The organism is Nocardia sp. NPDC052566 (assembly GCF_044547285.1).
Classification (GTDB): Bacteria; Actinomycetota; Actinomycetes; order Mycobacteriales; family Mycobacteriaceae; genus Nocardia.
Window position 1 is genome coordinate 250248 of sequence record NZ_JBIUAF010000010.1, and the last position, 14649, is coordinate 264896.

Below are 14649 nucleotides of genomic sequence, written 5' to 3' on the forward strand. Positions count from 1 at the left end.
AATGTGATTGTCGTACTGCCCGGTCTCTTGCGAACATGTGCGCCCCTGCGTCCCGCGACGGTCGAGACCCACAGTAGTCGTCACGGGCGCGTGTGGTTCGCGAAATGTTCGCCGGATCAACACGAATCCGGTCAGCGAACTCGGGAATTCAGCCTCTCCGGACGCCGTCGATCAGCAGTCGGCGAATGGCCTGGGTCAATCCGGCAATCGCCGCGTCATCGGGATCGCGCAAGCCGTGCACGATCCCGGCCAGCAGCATCCCGGTGACCGCGCGGGCGGTGTTGACGGTGTCCAGGTCGGCGCGCAGATAACCCTGCTCGACGCCGTGCTCGAGATAGCCCGCGGTGAGTGCGTCCGCGGTGTCGAGCAGGCCATACAACCGGGCGGTGAGTTCGTCATCGATACCGGTGGCGTGGAACAGCAGCAGCTGCGCGACGCGGCGGTCCTGCAGCAGGATCTTGGTGAGCGCGGTGCCGATCCGGTCGGTCTGCGCGCGGTACTCCTCGAGGCTGGTTGCCGCGTCGGGGGCGTTCTCGGTGCCGAGCGCGTCGATGATGCGGGCCGCGAGGTCGTCGATGACGTGGTCGATGATGTCGCGCTTGTTGCTGAAGTACCGGTAGAAGGTGCCGTGCCCGATACCGAGCTGACCGGCGATATCGGCGATACCGGTGGCGTGATAGCCCTTCTCGGCGAAGCAGACGAAGGCCGTGTCGATGATCTCCTGCTTGAGTTCGGCTTTACGTCGCTGAATGGCATTCCCAGCCCGCCGGGGCGCACGCGTGGATGGCTTCGTCACCTCGCCAATGATACAGTCGTCACAAACGGAATGAGGTGTCATTCCGTGATATCTGATTCACAAACCCTGGAGGTTCGGCGTGGCGCCTCAGTTCGACGCGATCGTTGTCGGTGCGGGATTCGGCGGAATGGGTGCGAGCATCGAGCTCGACCGACTAGGCCTGAGCAATTACGTCATCCTGGAGCGGGAAGACGATCTCGGCGGCACCTGGCACGTCAATCACTACCCGGGCCTGGCGGTGGACATCGCCTCGGTCACCTACTCGTATTCCTTCGAGCCCAACCCGTACTGGTCGCGGCTGTTCGCGCCGGGCAAGGAGCTCAAGAAGTACGCGGCCTTCATCGCCGACAAGTACGGCCTGCGCCGCCGGATGCGCTTCGGCACCGTGGTGGACGGCGCCCGCTGGGACGAGGAGCACCAGCACTGGGTGGTGTCCATCGCGGGCGGTGAAACCCTCACGGGCCGTTATCTGCTCACCGCCACCGGCTTCCTGTCCCAGCCCTACACCCCGCCGTTCCCCGGCATCGATACCTTCGCGGGCAAGATCATCCACACCACCGCGTGGGAGGACGACTTCGATCTGACCGATCGCAAGGCCGCCATCATCGGCACCGGCGCCACCGCGGTGCAACTGGTCCCCGAGGCCGCCAAGAAGGTGCGCGAGCTCACCGTTTTCCAGCGCACCCCGATCTGGGTGGTGCCGAAGGTCGATGCCGCCATCCCGGCCCCGGTGCAGAAGCTGTTCGCCAAGGTGCCCGCCACCCAGAAGGCCGCGCGGCTGGTCAACACCAGCCTGCTCGAGGCGCTGATGGTGGTCGGCGTGCTGCACTTCAAGCAGGCCAAGCTGATGAACAAGGGTGCGGGCGTACTCGCCAAGGCGCATCTGCGGGCGCAGGTGCGCGACAAGGAAACCCGCAGGCAGCTCACCCCGCACTACGACTTCGGTTGCAAGCGCCCCACCTTCTCCAACCACTACTTCAAGACGTTCAACCAGCCGAACGTCCACCTGGAGACCAACTCCATCGATCACGTCGAAGCCGACGGCATCGTCACCGCCGACGGGCACAAGACCGAGATCGACACTCTGATCCTGGCCACCGGCTTCAACCTGTGGGATGTGAACTTCCCGGCCATCGAGATCATCGGCCGCGACGGGCTCAACCTCGGGAAGTGGTGGCGCGACAACAGGTTCCAGGCCTACGAGGGCATCACCGTGCCGAAGTTCCCGAACTTCCTCTCGCTCAACAGCCCCTACTCCTACAGCGGGCTGTCGTACTTCACCACCATCGAAGCGCAGATGAAGCATATGGGCAGGCTGTTCGGTGAGCTGTTCCGCCGCGGCGAGCACACCTTCGAGGTCACCGAACAGGCCAACGCCCAATTCCTGGACCGGGTCACCGACAAGCTCGGCTCCTCGGTGTTCTACGGCGGCGACTGCTCGACCGCGCGCAGCTACTACTTCAACCAGCACGGCGAGGCCGCGCTGCTACGCCCGACCAGCACGCTGAACGCCCACCGCGAGGCGGTCACCTTCCCGCTCGACGACTACGCCTACGGCGCGGCGTCCTGATCGACCGCCCCGCCGCCGCGGATCGCCGCGGCGGCGGGCCGCTCGCTACTTCGCGATCTTGCGCAGCACCCATTCGGCGAGCGTCGGCGTTACCGCCGAATGCTCGGAGTTCGCTGTGTCGCAACAGAACTCGTTGAGCGCGGTGTCCTCCGGCTTCAGCCCGCGCAGATCCTTGTCCAGTTCGACCGGCCAGGTCAGCGGGTCGAACGTCAACCCGACCGCGCTGATCGTCGGCACGAAGCAGCCCCACCGCTTGGCTTCCTCGAGCTCGATGCCGAGCGTGCCCGCCACCTGGCCGAACGAATCCAGCGTGCCGCCGGGTGCGCCGTCGAACGGCGCGACCGCGCTGGTCGTCGAGGTGCGCACGGTGAGCCCGAGGTGCATCCCGCCGATCGGCCGCTGTGTGCCGAAGGCGGGCTGGAAGCGCGCGGTCGCGCTGCCCGCGAGGCCGCCGAGGAACTTCTTCTCGAAGACGATCTCACCGGGTGTGTGGCCGAGGCCCCGGCCGTCACCGCGCCCGTTGGCGACACCCAATTTGACCGGCTGCGAAGGGAATCCGCCCAGCGCGGTCAATTCCTCCACGAACTGGGTGCGCAGCGGCGACGCGGTGGCGACCGGACCCGAATACCGCGAATCCTCCACCCAGGCGTACAGCAGCTGTTGCGCGGCCGGGCTGCGCAGCAGCGCGGCCTTGCTCGCCTTCAACGGGTTCGCCGCCTCGAAGATCTCGAAGAAGTGCGCCATCTGCTGCAGGATCAGCGGCACCCACGCGCCGTTGTGCGGCGAATCCCAGGACAGATAGGTCTCGGTGTCGTGGTTGTCCCCGTCGGCCTCCATCGCGGCGAGCGCGTAGCGGGTGATCAGGCCGCCCATGCTCACGCCGCCGGTGATCAGCTTGGCATTGCCCTGCCGTTCGGCGATCACCTTCGCGAGGCACGCCCGCACCACACCGGCGTTGACCTGCACGTAGTCGTGGCGGGTGTCGAAGCCGAGCAGCACGATATCGATGCCCGCGGCCAGCAGCTGGTCGAAGAGCTGTTCGCCCGCTTCGGAATACGGCGCGTTGAACCACTGCCACAGGTCGTCGAGATTGCTCGGACCGTAGTTGAAGCCGTCGGCGAAGATCATCGGGCGGACCAGCCGCTCATGGCCGTTGCCGAGGTAGACCGCCGCCGTGCCCTTTCCGTACTTCCCCAGATAGGGATGTTCGGAGACCAGCGGCCACTCGAAATTAGGCCTGCGGACCTGCTCGGTGGAGCGCGCCACCGGCATCCCGAACCACGGCCCGGATTCCGCGATGCGCGCGAGTTCGTACAACTCCGGCGCGGACAGATCACCGGCCGCCTTCTGGAAAAGCGTCTTTACATCGATTCTGGCTTCCTCGGCCATCGTCGTCCCCATTTCTGAAATGCGCAGAACGCCCCGATCCACGGGCTCGATACGCGATGAGTTCGTGCGAAGACAGGCTCCCGGCGACGCAGGCGGGACGTCCTGATAAGGTGAATTTCCTGCGAGATTTACGGTAGCGCAACAAGATTCACCTAATCTGCGGTTTCGTCCGGATACCATTCGGTCTCCGGCCCGCGGTGGCAGCGCGTGGCCGTGGATTCAGGTCGCTCGACCGATAGGCGGCCGCGGATTCACGGTCAACTGGGTGTGCCGGTGTGGCGGTGGCGACACGAACTGGCAGACTATGTGCGTACATGCCCGATCCGCCCCACAACACTAGGGACTGACTTCGACGATGGAACTTCTGTTTCCGCTGCTGCTGGTAGCCCTGCTCGTGCCGATGTACCTCGGTATCCGCCGCCAGAAGAAGGAGGCGGCGAAGGTCACGGACATGCAGGAAACGCTCAAGGTCGGCGATGCGGTGATCACCACGTCGGGTCTCTACGGCACGGTCGTCGACATCGACGAGACCACGGTCGACCTGGAGATCGCCGAGGATGTCGTCACCACCTGGCTGCGCCAGGCCATCCGCGAGGTGCGCACCGTGGATGAGACGACCGACGAGACCGCGACCGACGAGGCCGATGCCGCTTCCGTCGAGGAGTCCGTCGATCAGACCGAGACCCGGCTGACCAAGGACTGACCCGGCTCGACCGAGTCGCGGTACCCGGCCGGAGATCCGGCGCGATGGTGCATGCCCGCCTGTTCCATTCTCGACTTTCCGTCTAGGAGATGACCTACCGTGCCACCTTCCCAGGGAACGGCGCATCCGTTCCGGCTGCTCGGCGTGTACGCCGTGCTGCTGGCCGTGATCTATGCGCTGGTGTTCTTCGCCGGTGACAAGTCCCCGACGCCGAAGCTCGGCATCGACCTGCAGGGTGGCACCCGGGTCACGCTGACCGCCCGCACCCCGGACGGCAGCAAGCCGAGCCAGGACGCGCTGCGCCGTGCGCAGTCGACCATCGAGCAGCGGGTCAACGGTCTCGGTGTCTCGGGCTCCGAGGTCGTCATCGACGGCGACAACCTGGTCATCACGGTGCCCGGCGACGACGGGCAGCAGGCCCGCTCGCTGGCCACCACCGCCAAGCTCTACGTGCGCCCGGTGCTCGGCTCGCAACCCGCGAAGGGCGCCGCGCAACCGGGTACGCCCGGCGCGACGCAGCCGGGAACGCCCGGCGCGACGCCGCCCGGTCAGCCCGGTGCGGTGCCGCCGGCGGATACCGGCGTGCCGCCCGCGCCCGCCCCGGAGACCGCGCCTGCTCCCGAGCCGCAGAACCGCGTGTTCCCGGCCCAGGCGCCCACGCCGAGCCCCACGCCTTCGCCGGCTCCCGGCACGCAGACCCCGCAGCAGTTGGCGCAGAAGGAGATCGCCGACGCCAAGGCACTGCGGCAGAGCACCGATCCGGCCACGCAGCAGGCCGCGATGCTCGCGATGGACTGCACCAAGCTCGACCCGCTGGCCGGTGCGGATGATCCGAACCTGCCGCTGGTCACCTGCTCCACCGATGGCAACGAGGTCTACCTGCTCGACAAGAGCAAGCTCGACGGCCAGGAGATCAAGGACGCGAATTCGGCGCTGAGCCAGGCACAGTGGGTCGTCAACGTGGAGTTCAAGTCCGCGGGTGGTGACGAGTGGGGCAAGCTCACCAACGAGTACCTGAACAAGCAGCTCGCGTTCACCCTGGACAGCCGCGTCGTCAGCGCGCCGGTGGTGCGCGCGGCCGGGCAGTTCGGCGGCAGCACGCAGATCTCCGGCAACTTCAACGCCAAGACCTCCAAGGAGTTGGCGAACACGCTGAAGTACGGTTCGCTGCCGCTGTCGTTCCAGACCTCGGAGGCCGAGACGGTCTCCGCGACGCTCGGCCTCTCGTCACTGCGCGCCGGTCTGCTCGCCGGTGCGATCGGCCTCGCGGTGGTGCTCCTGTACTGCCTGCTCTACTACCGGATGCTCGGGTTCCTCGCCGGATTCTCGCTGCTCGCCTCGGGTGTCGCCGTCTACGGCATCATCATCCTGCTCGGGCGCTGGATCGGCTTCACCCTCGACCTGGCCGGTATCGCCGGTCTGATCATCGGTATCGGCCTGACCGCCGACTCGTTCGTGGTGTTCTTCGAACGCATCAAGGACGAGATGCGCGAGGGCCGCAGCTTCCGTTCCGCGGTGCCGCGCGGCTGGGCGCGCGCCCAGCGCACCAACCTGTCCGGTAAGACGGTCAGCTTGATCGCCTCCGTGGTGCTGTACGTGCTCGCGGCCGGACAGGTCAAGGGCTTCGCGTTCACCCTCGGTATCACCACCGTGCTCGACGTGATCGTGCTGTACCTGGTCACCGCACCGCTGATGATGCTGGCGTCGCGGTCGGCGTTCTGGGCGAAGCCGTCGGTCAACGGCCTGGGCGCGATTCAGCAGATTGCCAGGGAACGCAAAGCGAGCAGCGGCGTCCTGGTCAAGGAGGGCGGACGATGAGGAACAACTCGACCCTGGAACCGGCGTTCGACGAGGAACTCGACGATCAGCCTGCCGGGCCCAAGCACAGCGTTTTCGAGCGGCTCTACACCGGTACCGGCGGGTTCGAGATCGTCGGCCGCCGCCGCTTCTACTACGCGCTGACCGCCGCCTTCGTGCTGATCTCGTTGCTGAGCATCGGACTTCGCGGATTCACCCTCGGCATCGACTTCGCCGGTGGCTCGCGGATCGCGTTGCCCGCGGCCTCGAACGTCAGCAACGATCAGGTCGAGGCGGTCTACAGCCGGGCCATCGGCCACGCGCCGGTGACGGTGCAGAAGGTCGGCTCGGGCGCCGCGTCGACGATCCAGATCCGTTCGGACACACTGAACGACACGCAGTCCGAGACCTTGCAGAACGCGCTGTTCGACGCCTTCCAGCCGAAGGACGCCAACGGCACGGTGAGCCGCAACGCGATCAGCGTCGCGGAGATCAGCGAGACCTGGGGTGGCGAGATCACCCAGAAGGCGCTCATCGCGCTCATCGTGTTCATCGCGCTGACGATGGTCTACATCGCCATCCGATTCGAGCGCGACATGTCGATCGCGGCGATCGGTTCGCTGTTCTTCAATATGATCGTCACGGCGGGCGTCTACTCGCTCGTCGGTTTCGAGGTGACGCCCGCCGCGGTGATCGGCCTGCTCACCATCCTCGGTTACGTGCTCTACGACAACGTGGTCGTCTTCGACAAGGTCGAGGAGAACACCAGGGGCATCCTGCATTTGAACCGGCGCACCTACGCCGAGCAGGCGAACCTCGCGGCCAACCAGACCCTGATGCGCTCGATCAACACCACCGTCATCGGCATCCTGCCGATCGTCGGCATGCTGGTGATCGCGGTGTGGCTGCTCGGCGTCGGCACGCTGAAGGACCTGGCGCTGGTGCAGCTGGTCGGCATGATCGTCGGCGCCTACTCGTCGATCTTCTTCGCGGTGCCGCTGCTGGTGTCGATCAAGGAGCGTTTCGGCCCGGTGGCCGCGCACACCAAGAAGGTGCTCGCCCGCCGCTCGGGTCAGGCCAGTGCCCGCGCGACCGCGCTGGCCGAACAGCGTGCGGCCGCCGCGAGCGGCCGTGGCTTCGGTGACGTCCCCGTACGGCAGCCTCGTGAGGCGGGCCAGGCGCCGCGGCCGGGCGCGCGGCCCAGTGGGAAACGGAACAGGCGGCACTGACACCAGGGGCAGGGGTTTCATGCGGTATCGACGGAAATCGGTCCGGCTGATCGGGGCGCTGGCCGCGGGTGCGCTCGCCGCGGGGCTCGCGGTGGGCTGCTCCAGTCAGAACCAGGTGCCGTCCATCGGCTACGCCGTCGACGCGGTGATCGCCACCTACAACGGTGGCACCACGCTCGGCGCGAGCAGTGGTTCGGCCAGCGTGTTCTCGCGGGTGCTGACCGGGTTCTTCTACACCGGTCCGGACGGGCAGCCGGTCGCCGACACCGACGTCGGCACGGCCAAGGAGGTGCCGGGGGAGTCGCAGACCATCCAGTACCGGCTCAACCCGGACGGTGTGTATTCCGACGGCGTGAAGACCTCCTGCGACGACCTGGTGCTCGCCTGGTCCGCGCGCAGCGGGCGGTTCACCAAACCCGGTGACCGCGGCCAGGTTCCGTTGTTCGACGCGGCCGACACCGCGGGCTACGCCGATATCGAGCGGGTGGAATGCCAGCCCGGTTCCAAGGACGCCACCGTGGTGTTCCGGCCGGGGCGGCACTATCTGCCGTGGCGCACCCTGTTCGCCGCCGGTGAGCTGATGCCCGCGCACGTGGCCGCGCGGGTGGCCAACGTGCCGAATGTGGTGACCGCCTTGCAATCCGGTGACCCGGGTGCGATCCAGCGGCTCGCCGACTTCTGGAACAGCGGCTGGAGCCTCGGCTCGGGGTCGCTGGAGGCCGCGCGGTTCCCGGCGTCCGGGCCGTACCGGATCGAATCGTTCAGTGCCAAGGACGGTTTGGTGCTGGTGGCCAATGAGCGCTGGTGGGGCAACAAGCCGCAGACCGGGCGCATCGTGGTGTTCCCGAAGACCGCCGACATCAAGTCGAAGGTCGCCGACAACGCGGTGGGCGTCGTCGACGTCGGCGCCGGATCGGTGAAAGACCTGAATCTGGACGGCTTTTCGGCGCAGAGCGTGCCGGGGCGCGGCGCCGAGCAGCTGGTGCTCGGCACCGGCGGTGTATTCGGATCCGCGGACGCCAGGCGGGCTTTCGCGCTGTGCGTGCCGCGCCAGGCGCTGTTCGACAAGCTCGGCAAGGCCAAGGACGCGCCGAAGACCGGTCTCGGCACCGCACCGCTGAACTCGCGTATCCAGCAACAGGATTCGATCTTCTACGGGGCGAGCACCGGCGCGGCCGAGAAGTACCGCGGCGCCGACGTGCCCGCCGCGACGGCGGCGCTGGCCGCCGCGCGGACGCCGGATATCACTGTGCGGGTCGGTTATCTGCGCCCGGACGAGCGGCGCACGCAGACCGTGACGATGATCGCGGAGGCGTGTAAACCCGCGGGTATCACCGTGGTTGACGCAGGCGCGCCCGATTTCGGCCCGGCCCAGCTCACCGAGGGCAAAGTCGACGCGGTGCTGGCGAGTACCGCATCACGGCCGGGTCCGGCCGGTTCGCTGACCGGAACCGCGGCGACCAGCGCGTTGCGCGCCGGTAGCGGGCTCGATTTCGGTCGCTTCGGTAACGGCCGTTACGATGCCATCACCGATCAGCTTGTGGGCGACGACAACTCGTCGCTCACGCTGAATCTGCTCACCGAGGCCGAGAACCTGCTGTGGGCGGAGATGCCGAGCATTCCCCTGTTCGTCACCCCGCGCACCATCGCTTTCGGCAACGGGATGCAGAACGGTGTCGCCGCGCCCAACCAGGCGGGCACCGGCTGGAATATGGATCGCTGGGTGCTGAAAAGGTGACAGGTGTTGAGGGTGAATGTGACCATGGAGAGGTGTCGATGAGTAAGCACGCGGCGATCGAATCCGACGACAGAGTCGCCGAGCGGACCGCCCTGGCCGCCGAACAGGTCGAACGCCTCACCCGCTGGCATGACGACTTCCCTACTCCTGGAGTGCGTTTCGCCGATCTCACCCCGGTCTTCGCGGATCCCGAGGGCTTCCGCGCCGTCATCGACTGCCTCGCCGCCTCCGCTCCCGACGCCGATCTGGTAGCGGGCATCGATGCCCGCGGCTTTCTCCTAGGCGCGGGCGTCGCCACCATGCTCGGCACCGGCGTCGTCGCGGTCCGCAAGGGCGGCAAGCTTCCCCCGCCGGTCATCTCTCGTGAGTACAGCCTCGAATACGGCAGCGCCGCCCTCGAAATCCCCGCCAACGGTGTGGAATTGGCCGGCCGCCGCGTCCTGCTCCTCGACGACGTGCTCGCCACCGGCGGCACCCTGGCCGCCGCCGCTGCCCTGTTCCAGGAGGCCGGCGCCGAAATCATCTCCGCCGCAGTCGTTCTGGAGCTCGAATTCCTCAACGGCCGTGCGATTCAAGGCGACTACCCGATCACCTCGATCGTCAAGCTCTGACCGCCCCGTTCGCTGAGCGGTGTGGCCGCATTCCGTCTGCTCAGCGCCGAGGGGCGTTCGGATCAGTCGGCCGATGACGTCGCGCGGTAGGCCGCGAAGGTTTCCTGGACATCCTGGGGTGTATGCGTCAACGCGGCTCGATCGGGTTCGGCCGCGGTGACGTGGGGGATGTGGACGACGACATCGAATGCGTTCAGCGCGTCGAGATCGGCGTAGTAAGCGCCGATGCGGTGCCGGGTACACGCCTCGACGGCCGCGGAGTCGGCAGGGGACAGGTGGCGTAGGTCCGCGGCGAACGGTCCGTCGCTTGTCGCGACCATGAGGGCGTCCAGGCTGCCCGGTTCCGGGGCGGGAAGATCCTGGAAGAGCTTGCCCGCGTAGAACTCCGACGGATCTGTGTTGAGTGTCCGGCCGGTGCCCGCGGTGGTGCCGATGACCACGTAGTCCCCGCCGAGTCGATCGGCGAGGTGCATGCCGAGGGTCGCCGTCGGGGGCATGCCGGGCAGCGTGGTCGGATGGCGCTGGATGTGACCGTTGTGGGCGGCGAGCAGGACACGGTCCGCGCGCTGCAGGATCCACTCGACGGTATCCGCCATCGCGGCGTCGCGGTTGAGCATCACATCCCGCTGATTGCCTTGGGGCAGTTGCCGGATCATCATGTCCAGAGTGGCCGTGAGGCGCATGGTGCGCAGCGTGCGCTCGTAGGATTCGACGCCGGTCCGCGCGACGTAGTCGAGGCGCCGCGCGGTCAGGCGGGCGGTGAGGTCGGCCAGGTTCGCGGTCTGCGAATTCCGTTGTTCAGGTGTGAGATTCGCGTAGGCGGACATGGCTGCGGGGACCGAGAACGGCGAGGAAGCCGCGAAAATGGCCGCGGCTTCCCGGATTTCGGGGTCCACCTCGAAGCCGGGGTCGGCCTGCGCGAGGTAGCCGAGCACGGCGTCCAGACCGGGGAGCAGCGATGCGTTCGAGCCGGGCAGATCGATGCCGTAGAAGCCGACCTGGGGCGAGCCGGTGCTGTTGTGGTCGCGCATCCACGCGAGGTGGGTGCGCATCTCGGTCCACAGGCCCATCAGCGATGTCACGCCCCCGGCCATGACCTGATCCAGGTCTGCCGCGGGCGCCGTGCCGCGGACCCAGCTATCGGTCGTCCAGCCCTCGGTGAATCCCGACTCCATCGCGTAGGCGCCGAACCCGTGCCGCTGCACCAAGTACCGGAGCAGGCGATGGCGGAGCCGGTAGTACTCGCTGTTGTAGTGCGCGCTCTCGCCGATGGCGACCACGCGTGCGTCGCCGATCGCCTCGTCCAGCCAGGCGAGATCGTCGAGCGGCTCGGCCGGATCGAGGGTGCGCAGCGGGTGAATCGCCTGGTCGCTGAGCCGTGCGGTCACCGTCGGCGTATTCGTGGTCATCTTCCACCCTCCTGCATTTCCAATTTTGGTAACGGTACCAAATGTGGGATCGTCTAGCCATGGATCCACTCGACCTCCTCCTGCATCCGGTGCGACTGCGCATCGTGCACGCCATGTCCGGTGGACGCACCCGTACCACGTCGGAGTTGTGCGCACACTTCCCCGACATCCCCAAAACGAGCCTGTACCGCCATGTCGGCCTGCTCGCTCAGGCGGGAGTGCTCGAGGTCGCCGACGAACAGCGCGTACACGGCGCCGTCGAGCGCCACTACCGGTTGCGCCGCGATCGCGCGACGATCGACGCCGAGTCCGCCGCGACGATGTCCCTCGACGACCACCGCAACGGTTTCACCGCGACCCTGGCCGCGCTGCACGCCGACTTCAACGCCTATCTCGACCGCGCGGGCGCCGACCCGGTCGCCGACGCGATCGGCTATCGCCAGGGCATCTTCTGGCTGACGCCCGAGGAGCACGGCGAGCTGGTCGCGGCCATGCTGGAAACATTGCGGCCGAGGGTGGCCAACGAGCCTGCGCCGGAACGCATTCCGTACCTGATGAGCATCATCCAGTTCCCGATCGAGGAGGCGCCGACTCGAAACGCCGCCGAGGCGGACTGACCCACCCGGCGAAAAGGGCTTTGCCGGCCGGTGGTCGGGGTGACAGCATCGCGGGGTGAGTAGTGCGGTGCCGCTGCGTCAGGTGCGGGCGGTCTATGACGAGGCGACGATCGTTGTGTACCAGGCCTATTCGGCGGAGATCGCCGAAGCCGCCTTGGGGGCAGGAACTTTCGTCGCGCCGTTCAAGCGGGAGCGGATGACGTGGATCAAGCCGTCGTTCCTGTGGATGATGTATCGCTGCGGATGGGCGGCCGAGCCTGGGCAGGAGCGGGTGCTCGCGGTGACGATCACCCGCACCGGGTTCGAGTGGGCATTGGCCAGGGCCTGTATGAGTCACTATGTGCCGGAGATGTATTCGGATCGGCAGGCATGGTCGGACCGGTTGCGCGTGAGCCCGGTGCGCATCCAGTGGGACCCTGAGCGGGACCTTCATCATCGGCCGCTCGCGCACCGCTCGCTGCAGATCGGGCTCGGCGGTCCGGCGGTGGACGAATACGTCGACCGGTGGATCACCGGAATCCGCGATGTCACCGATGCGGCGCATCGGATCCATGAGCTCGTCGCGGCAGGTCGGCTGGCGGCGGCGGCGCAGGCCGTGCCGGTGGAGCGGCCGTACCCGCTGCCCGCGCGGATCGCCACGGAAATCGGTGCGGCGCCTGGGCTGTGAGGCAAACCACTGGCGCACGGCGCCGAATTGTGTTTAACCTATACGAGTCTTATTTCCGTCGATCGGAGTCATGCCGTTGAAGCTGTGAGGTAGTGCCCACGGGCGGCCCGCCATCGCGCGCCGCGTATCCGTCGCATCCTCATGGAGTTCGCATGACCAATGTTTCTTTTTCCGATCTCACTTTTTCCTGGCCGGACGGCACGCCCGTCTTCGAGGGACTCGCCGCGGTGTTCAGGCCCGGGCATATCGGGCTGGTCGGCAGTAACGGGGCCGGTAAATCCACGTTGCTTCGGCTGGTCGCCGGCGAGTTGACCCCGGCGCGCGGGATCATCACCGTGACCGGTCTGCTCGGCTACCTGCGGCAGGACCTCGGTCTCGCCGCCGGGCAGCGGGTCGATGCCGTGCTCGGCATTGCCGATATCCGGAAAGCCTTGCACCGCATCGAATCCGGGGCCGGTGACGAGCGCGATTTCGAACTCGTCGGCGCGCGCTGGGACGTCGAGGAACGCGCCATCGCGCTGCTCGGCGGGCTCGGCCTGCACTACCTCGCGGATTCGGCGCAGCAGCTGGATCGCAGGCTGGACACGCTGTCCGGCGGCGAGACGGTGCTGCTCGGGCTGGTCGCGCAGCTGCTGCGCGAACCGGATGTGCTGCTGCTCGACGAGCCGACCAACAACCTGGATCGGGTTGCGCGAGAACGGCTCTACGATGTGGTCGCCGAATTCTCCGGTACGGTGCTCACGGTCAGCCACGACCGCGAACTGCTCGACCGGATGGACACCATCGCGGAACTGCGGCAGGGCGACATGCGGTTGTTCGGCGGCAATTTCAGCGCGTACGAGCGGATCATCGAGGCCGAGCAGGAAGCCGCACGCGCGGCGGTCCGCGACGCGCGCAGCGATGTGCGCAAGCAGTCCAGGGAACTCGTCGAGGCGCACATCAAGCTCGACCGCAGGCTGCGCTACGGCCAGAAGATGTGGGACAGCAAGCGCGAGCCGAAAATCGTGATGGCCGAACGCAAACGGCAGGCACAGGTGTCGGCGGGCAAGCTGCGCAACAACCATATCGAGAAGGTGGACAAGGCCAAGGATCAGTTGCAGCAAGCGCAGGAGATGCTGCGCGAGGACCGCGAGATCCGGGTGAAGCTACCCGACACCAGGCTCTATCCGGGCCAGGACGTCATCGAGCTGGAGCAGGTGCGGTTGGCGTGCGGGCCCGAGGTCACCATGCGGGTCACCGGCCCGGAGCGGATCGCGCTCACCGGGCGCAACGGCGTCGGCAAAACCACGCTGCTGCACCGGATCGCGGCCGAACACCCGAAGGTGCCGTGGCGGATGCTGCCGCAGCGGCTCGACATCTTCGACGAGCGGCGTTCGGTATTCGAGAACGTGGCGTCCACGGCGCCGCACGCCTCGGCGGAGCAGATCCGAGCTCAATTGGCGCGCTTCCTGTTTCGTGGCGCCGCCGCCGATGTCGAGGCGGCGGCACTGTCGGGCGGTGAACGGTTGCGCGCGGCGCTGGCCATGCTGCTGCTGGCCGATCCGGCGCCGAAACTGCTGCTGCTGGACGAGCCGACGAACAACCTCGACCTGCCGAGCCTGGACCATCTCACCCAGGCACTGGCCGGTTTCGAGGGCGCGCTGATCGTGGTGAGCCACGACCCCCGCTTCCTCGACGACATCGGGGTGACGCGGCGGCTCGAGCTGACCGCGGACGGGTTGGCCGAGACACTGGTCCGCTAGTCGACCGACGCCGAGAGCTTCTTCGGCGCCACCTTCCGGTAGGCGTCGCGGATGATCTCGGCGATCTCGTCCCAATCGGGTTCGACGTCGAGGCGCACCCCGATCCAGCCGCTGTGGCCGACATACGGCGGGATGTAGAACCGCTCGGGCTCGGCGTCGACCAGTTCGGCCTGCACACCCGGTGGGGCCGGGCACCACATCGTGGGGCCCGGCTCGTCGTATCCACCGTCGATGAACTTCACGAACGATGTCTTGGTGCGCACGAAGAACGTCGGGCTGCCGTGGCTGAGCCGCTCGCTGCTCTCCGGCAGCGCCAGGCATATCGCCCGCACACGCGTCAGCGGCTCCACGATCGCAGTCTAAACGCGATGCCGACCCCGC

At 67.3% G+C, this 14649-nt stretch carries 13 protein-coding genes; 9 read left to right on the forward strand and 4 right to left on the reverse strand.

What is annotated here, in order from left to right; all coding sequences use genetic code 11:
* Nucleotides 1–148: 148 nt before the first annotated feature.
* On the reverse strand, nt 149–796 hold the full coding sequence (locus ACIG5A_RS43305) for a TetR/AcrR family transcriptional regulator (RefSeq protein WP_397251399.1): 648 nt from the start codon (nt 794–796) through the stop codon (nt 149–151).
* Nucleotides 797–875: 79 nt separating this feature from the next.
* On the opposite strand from ACIG5A_RS43305, the gene ACIG5A_RS43310 reads away from it, so the two are divergent.
* On the forward strand, nt 876–2366 hold the full coding sequence (locus ACIG5A_RS43310; protein ID WP_397251401.1) for a flavin-containing monooxygenase: 1491 nt from the start codon (nt 876–878) through the stop codon (nt 2364–2366).
* A gap of 45 nt (nt 2367–2411) precedes the next feature.
* On the opposite strand, the gene ACIG5A_RS43315 is transcribed toward ACIG5A_RS43310, so the two are convergent.
* The gene (locus ACIG5A_RS43315; protein ID WP_397251403.1) at nt 2412–3767 is read right to left on the reverse strand and encodes a hypothetical protein; all 1356 of its coding nucleotides are present in this window, start codon (nt 3765–3767) and stop codon (nt 2412–2414) included.
* 343 nt (nt 3768–4110) lie between these two features.
* Here ACIG5A_RS43315 and yajC point away from each other — a divergent pair, with 343 nt between their 5' ends.
* From yajC to ACIG5A_RS43340, 5 genes are all read left to right on the forward strand, one after another.
* Nucleotides 4111–4458 carry a preprotein translocase subunit YajC gene (gene yajC / locus ACIG5A_RS43320; protein WP_397251405.1) on the forward strand — a complete coding sequence of 116 codons (348 nt, stop codon included), beginning with the start codon at nt 4111–4113 and terminating at the stop codon, nt 4456–4458.
* A gap of 99 nt (nt 4459–4557) precedes the next feature.
* Nucleotides 4558–6276 (forward strand): protein translocase subunit SecD, encoded by a 1719-nt coding sequence (gene secD / locus ACIG5A_RS43325; protein ID WP_397251407.1) that lies wholly within the window; start codon nt 4558–4560, stop codon nt 6274–6276.
* Nucleotides 6273–7484: a protein translocase subunit SecF gene (gene secF, locus ACIG5A_RS43330; protein WP_397251409.1), complete on the forward strand. Its 1212-nt coding sequence runs from the start codon at nt 6273–6275 to the stop codon at nt 7482–7484. Before secD ends, secF begins: the two co-directional genes overlap by 4 nt.
* Nucleotides 7485–7503: 19 nt before the next feature.
* Nucleotides 7504–9222 (forward strand): ABC transporter substrate-binding protein, encoded by a 1719-nt coding sequence (locus ACIG5A_RS43335; protein WP_397251411.1) that lies wholly within the window; start codon nt 7504–7506, stop codon nt 9220–9222.
* A gap of 38 nt (nt 9223–9260) precedes the next feature.
* Nucleotides 9261–9833 (forward strand): adenine phosphoribosyltransferase, encoded by a 573-nt coding sequence (locus ACIG5A_RS43340; protein ID WP_397251413.1) that lies wholly within the window; start codon nt 9261–9263, stop codon nt 9831–9833.
* A 62-nt stretch (nt 9834–9895) separates the two neighbouring features.
* On the opposite strand, the gene ACIG5A_RS43345 is transcribed toward ACIG5A_RS43340, so the two are convergent.
* Nucleotides 9896–11242 carry an erythromycin esterase family protein gene (locus ACIG5A_RS43345; protein WP_397251415.1) on the reverse strand — a complete coding sequence of 449 codons (1347 nt, stop codon included), beginning with the start codon at nt 11240–11242 and terminating at the stop codon, nt 9896–9898.
* 59 nt (nt 11243–11301) lie between these two features.
* On the opposite strand from ACIG5A_RS43345, the gene ACIG5A_RS43350 reads away from it, so the two are divergent.
* The 3 genes from ACIG5A_RS43350 to ACIG5A_RS43360 all read left to right on the forward strand — a co-directional run bounded on the left by ACIG5A_RS43350 (nt 11302) and on the right by ACIG5A_RS43360 (nt 14268).
* Nucleotides 11302–11859, forward strand: coding sequence for a helix-turn-helix domain-containing protein (locus tag ACIG5A_RS43350; RefSeq protein ID WP_397251417.1), 558 nt, complete (start codon nt 11302–11304; stop codon nt 11857–11859).
* Between the two features lie 55 nt (nt 11860–11914).
* Nucleotides 11915–12526 carry a DUF4291 domain-containing protein gene (locus ACIG5A_RS43355; protein WP_397251419.1) on the forward strand — a complete coding sequence of 204 codons (612 nt, stop codon included), beginning with the start codon at nt 11915–11917 and terminating at the stop codon, nt 12524–12526.
* Nucleotides 12527–12678: 152 nt separating this feature from the next.
* Complete coding sequence (locus ACIG5A_RS43360) at nt 12679–14268, forward strand: ATP-binding cassette domain-containing protein (protein WP_397251421.1); 1590 nt, start codon at nt 12679–12681, stop codon at nt 14266–14268.
* On the opposite strand, the gene ACIG5A_RS43365 is transcribed toward ACIG5A_RS43360, so the two are convergent.
* A complete protein-coding gene (locus ACIG5A_RS43365; RefSeq protein WP_397251423.1) occupies nt 14265–14618 on the reverse strand; it encodes an MmcQ/YjbR family DNA-binding protein in 354 nt (117 codons plus the stop codon). The genes ACIG5A_RS43360 and ACIG5A_RS43365 overlap by 4 nt on opposite strands.
* Between the last annotated feature and the right edge of the window lie 31 nt (nt 14619–14649).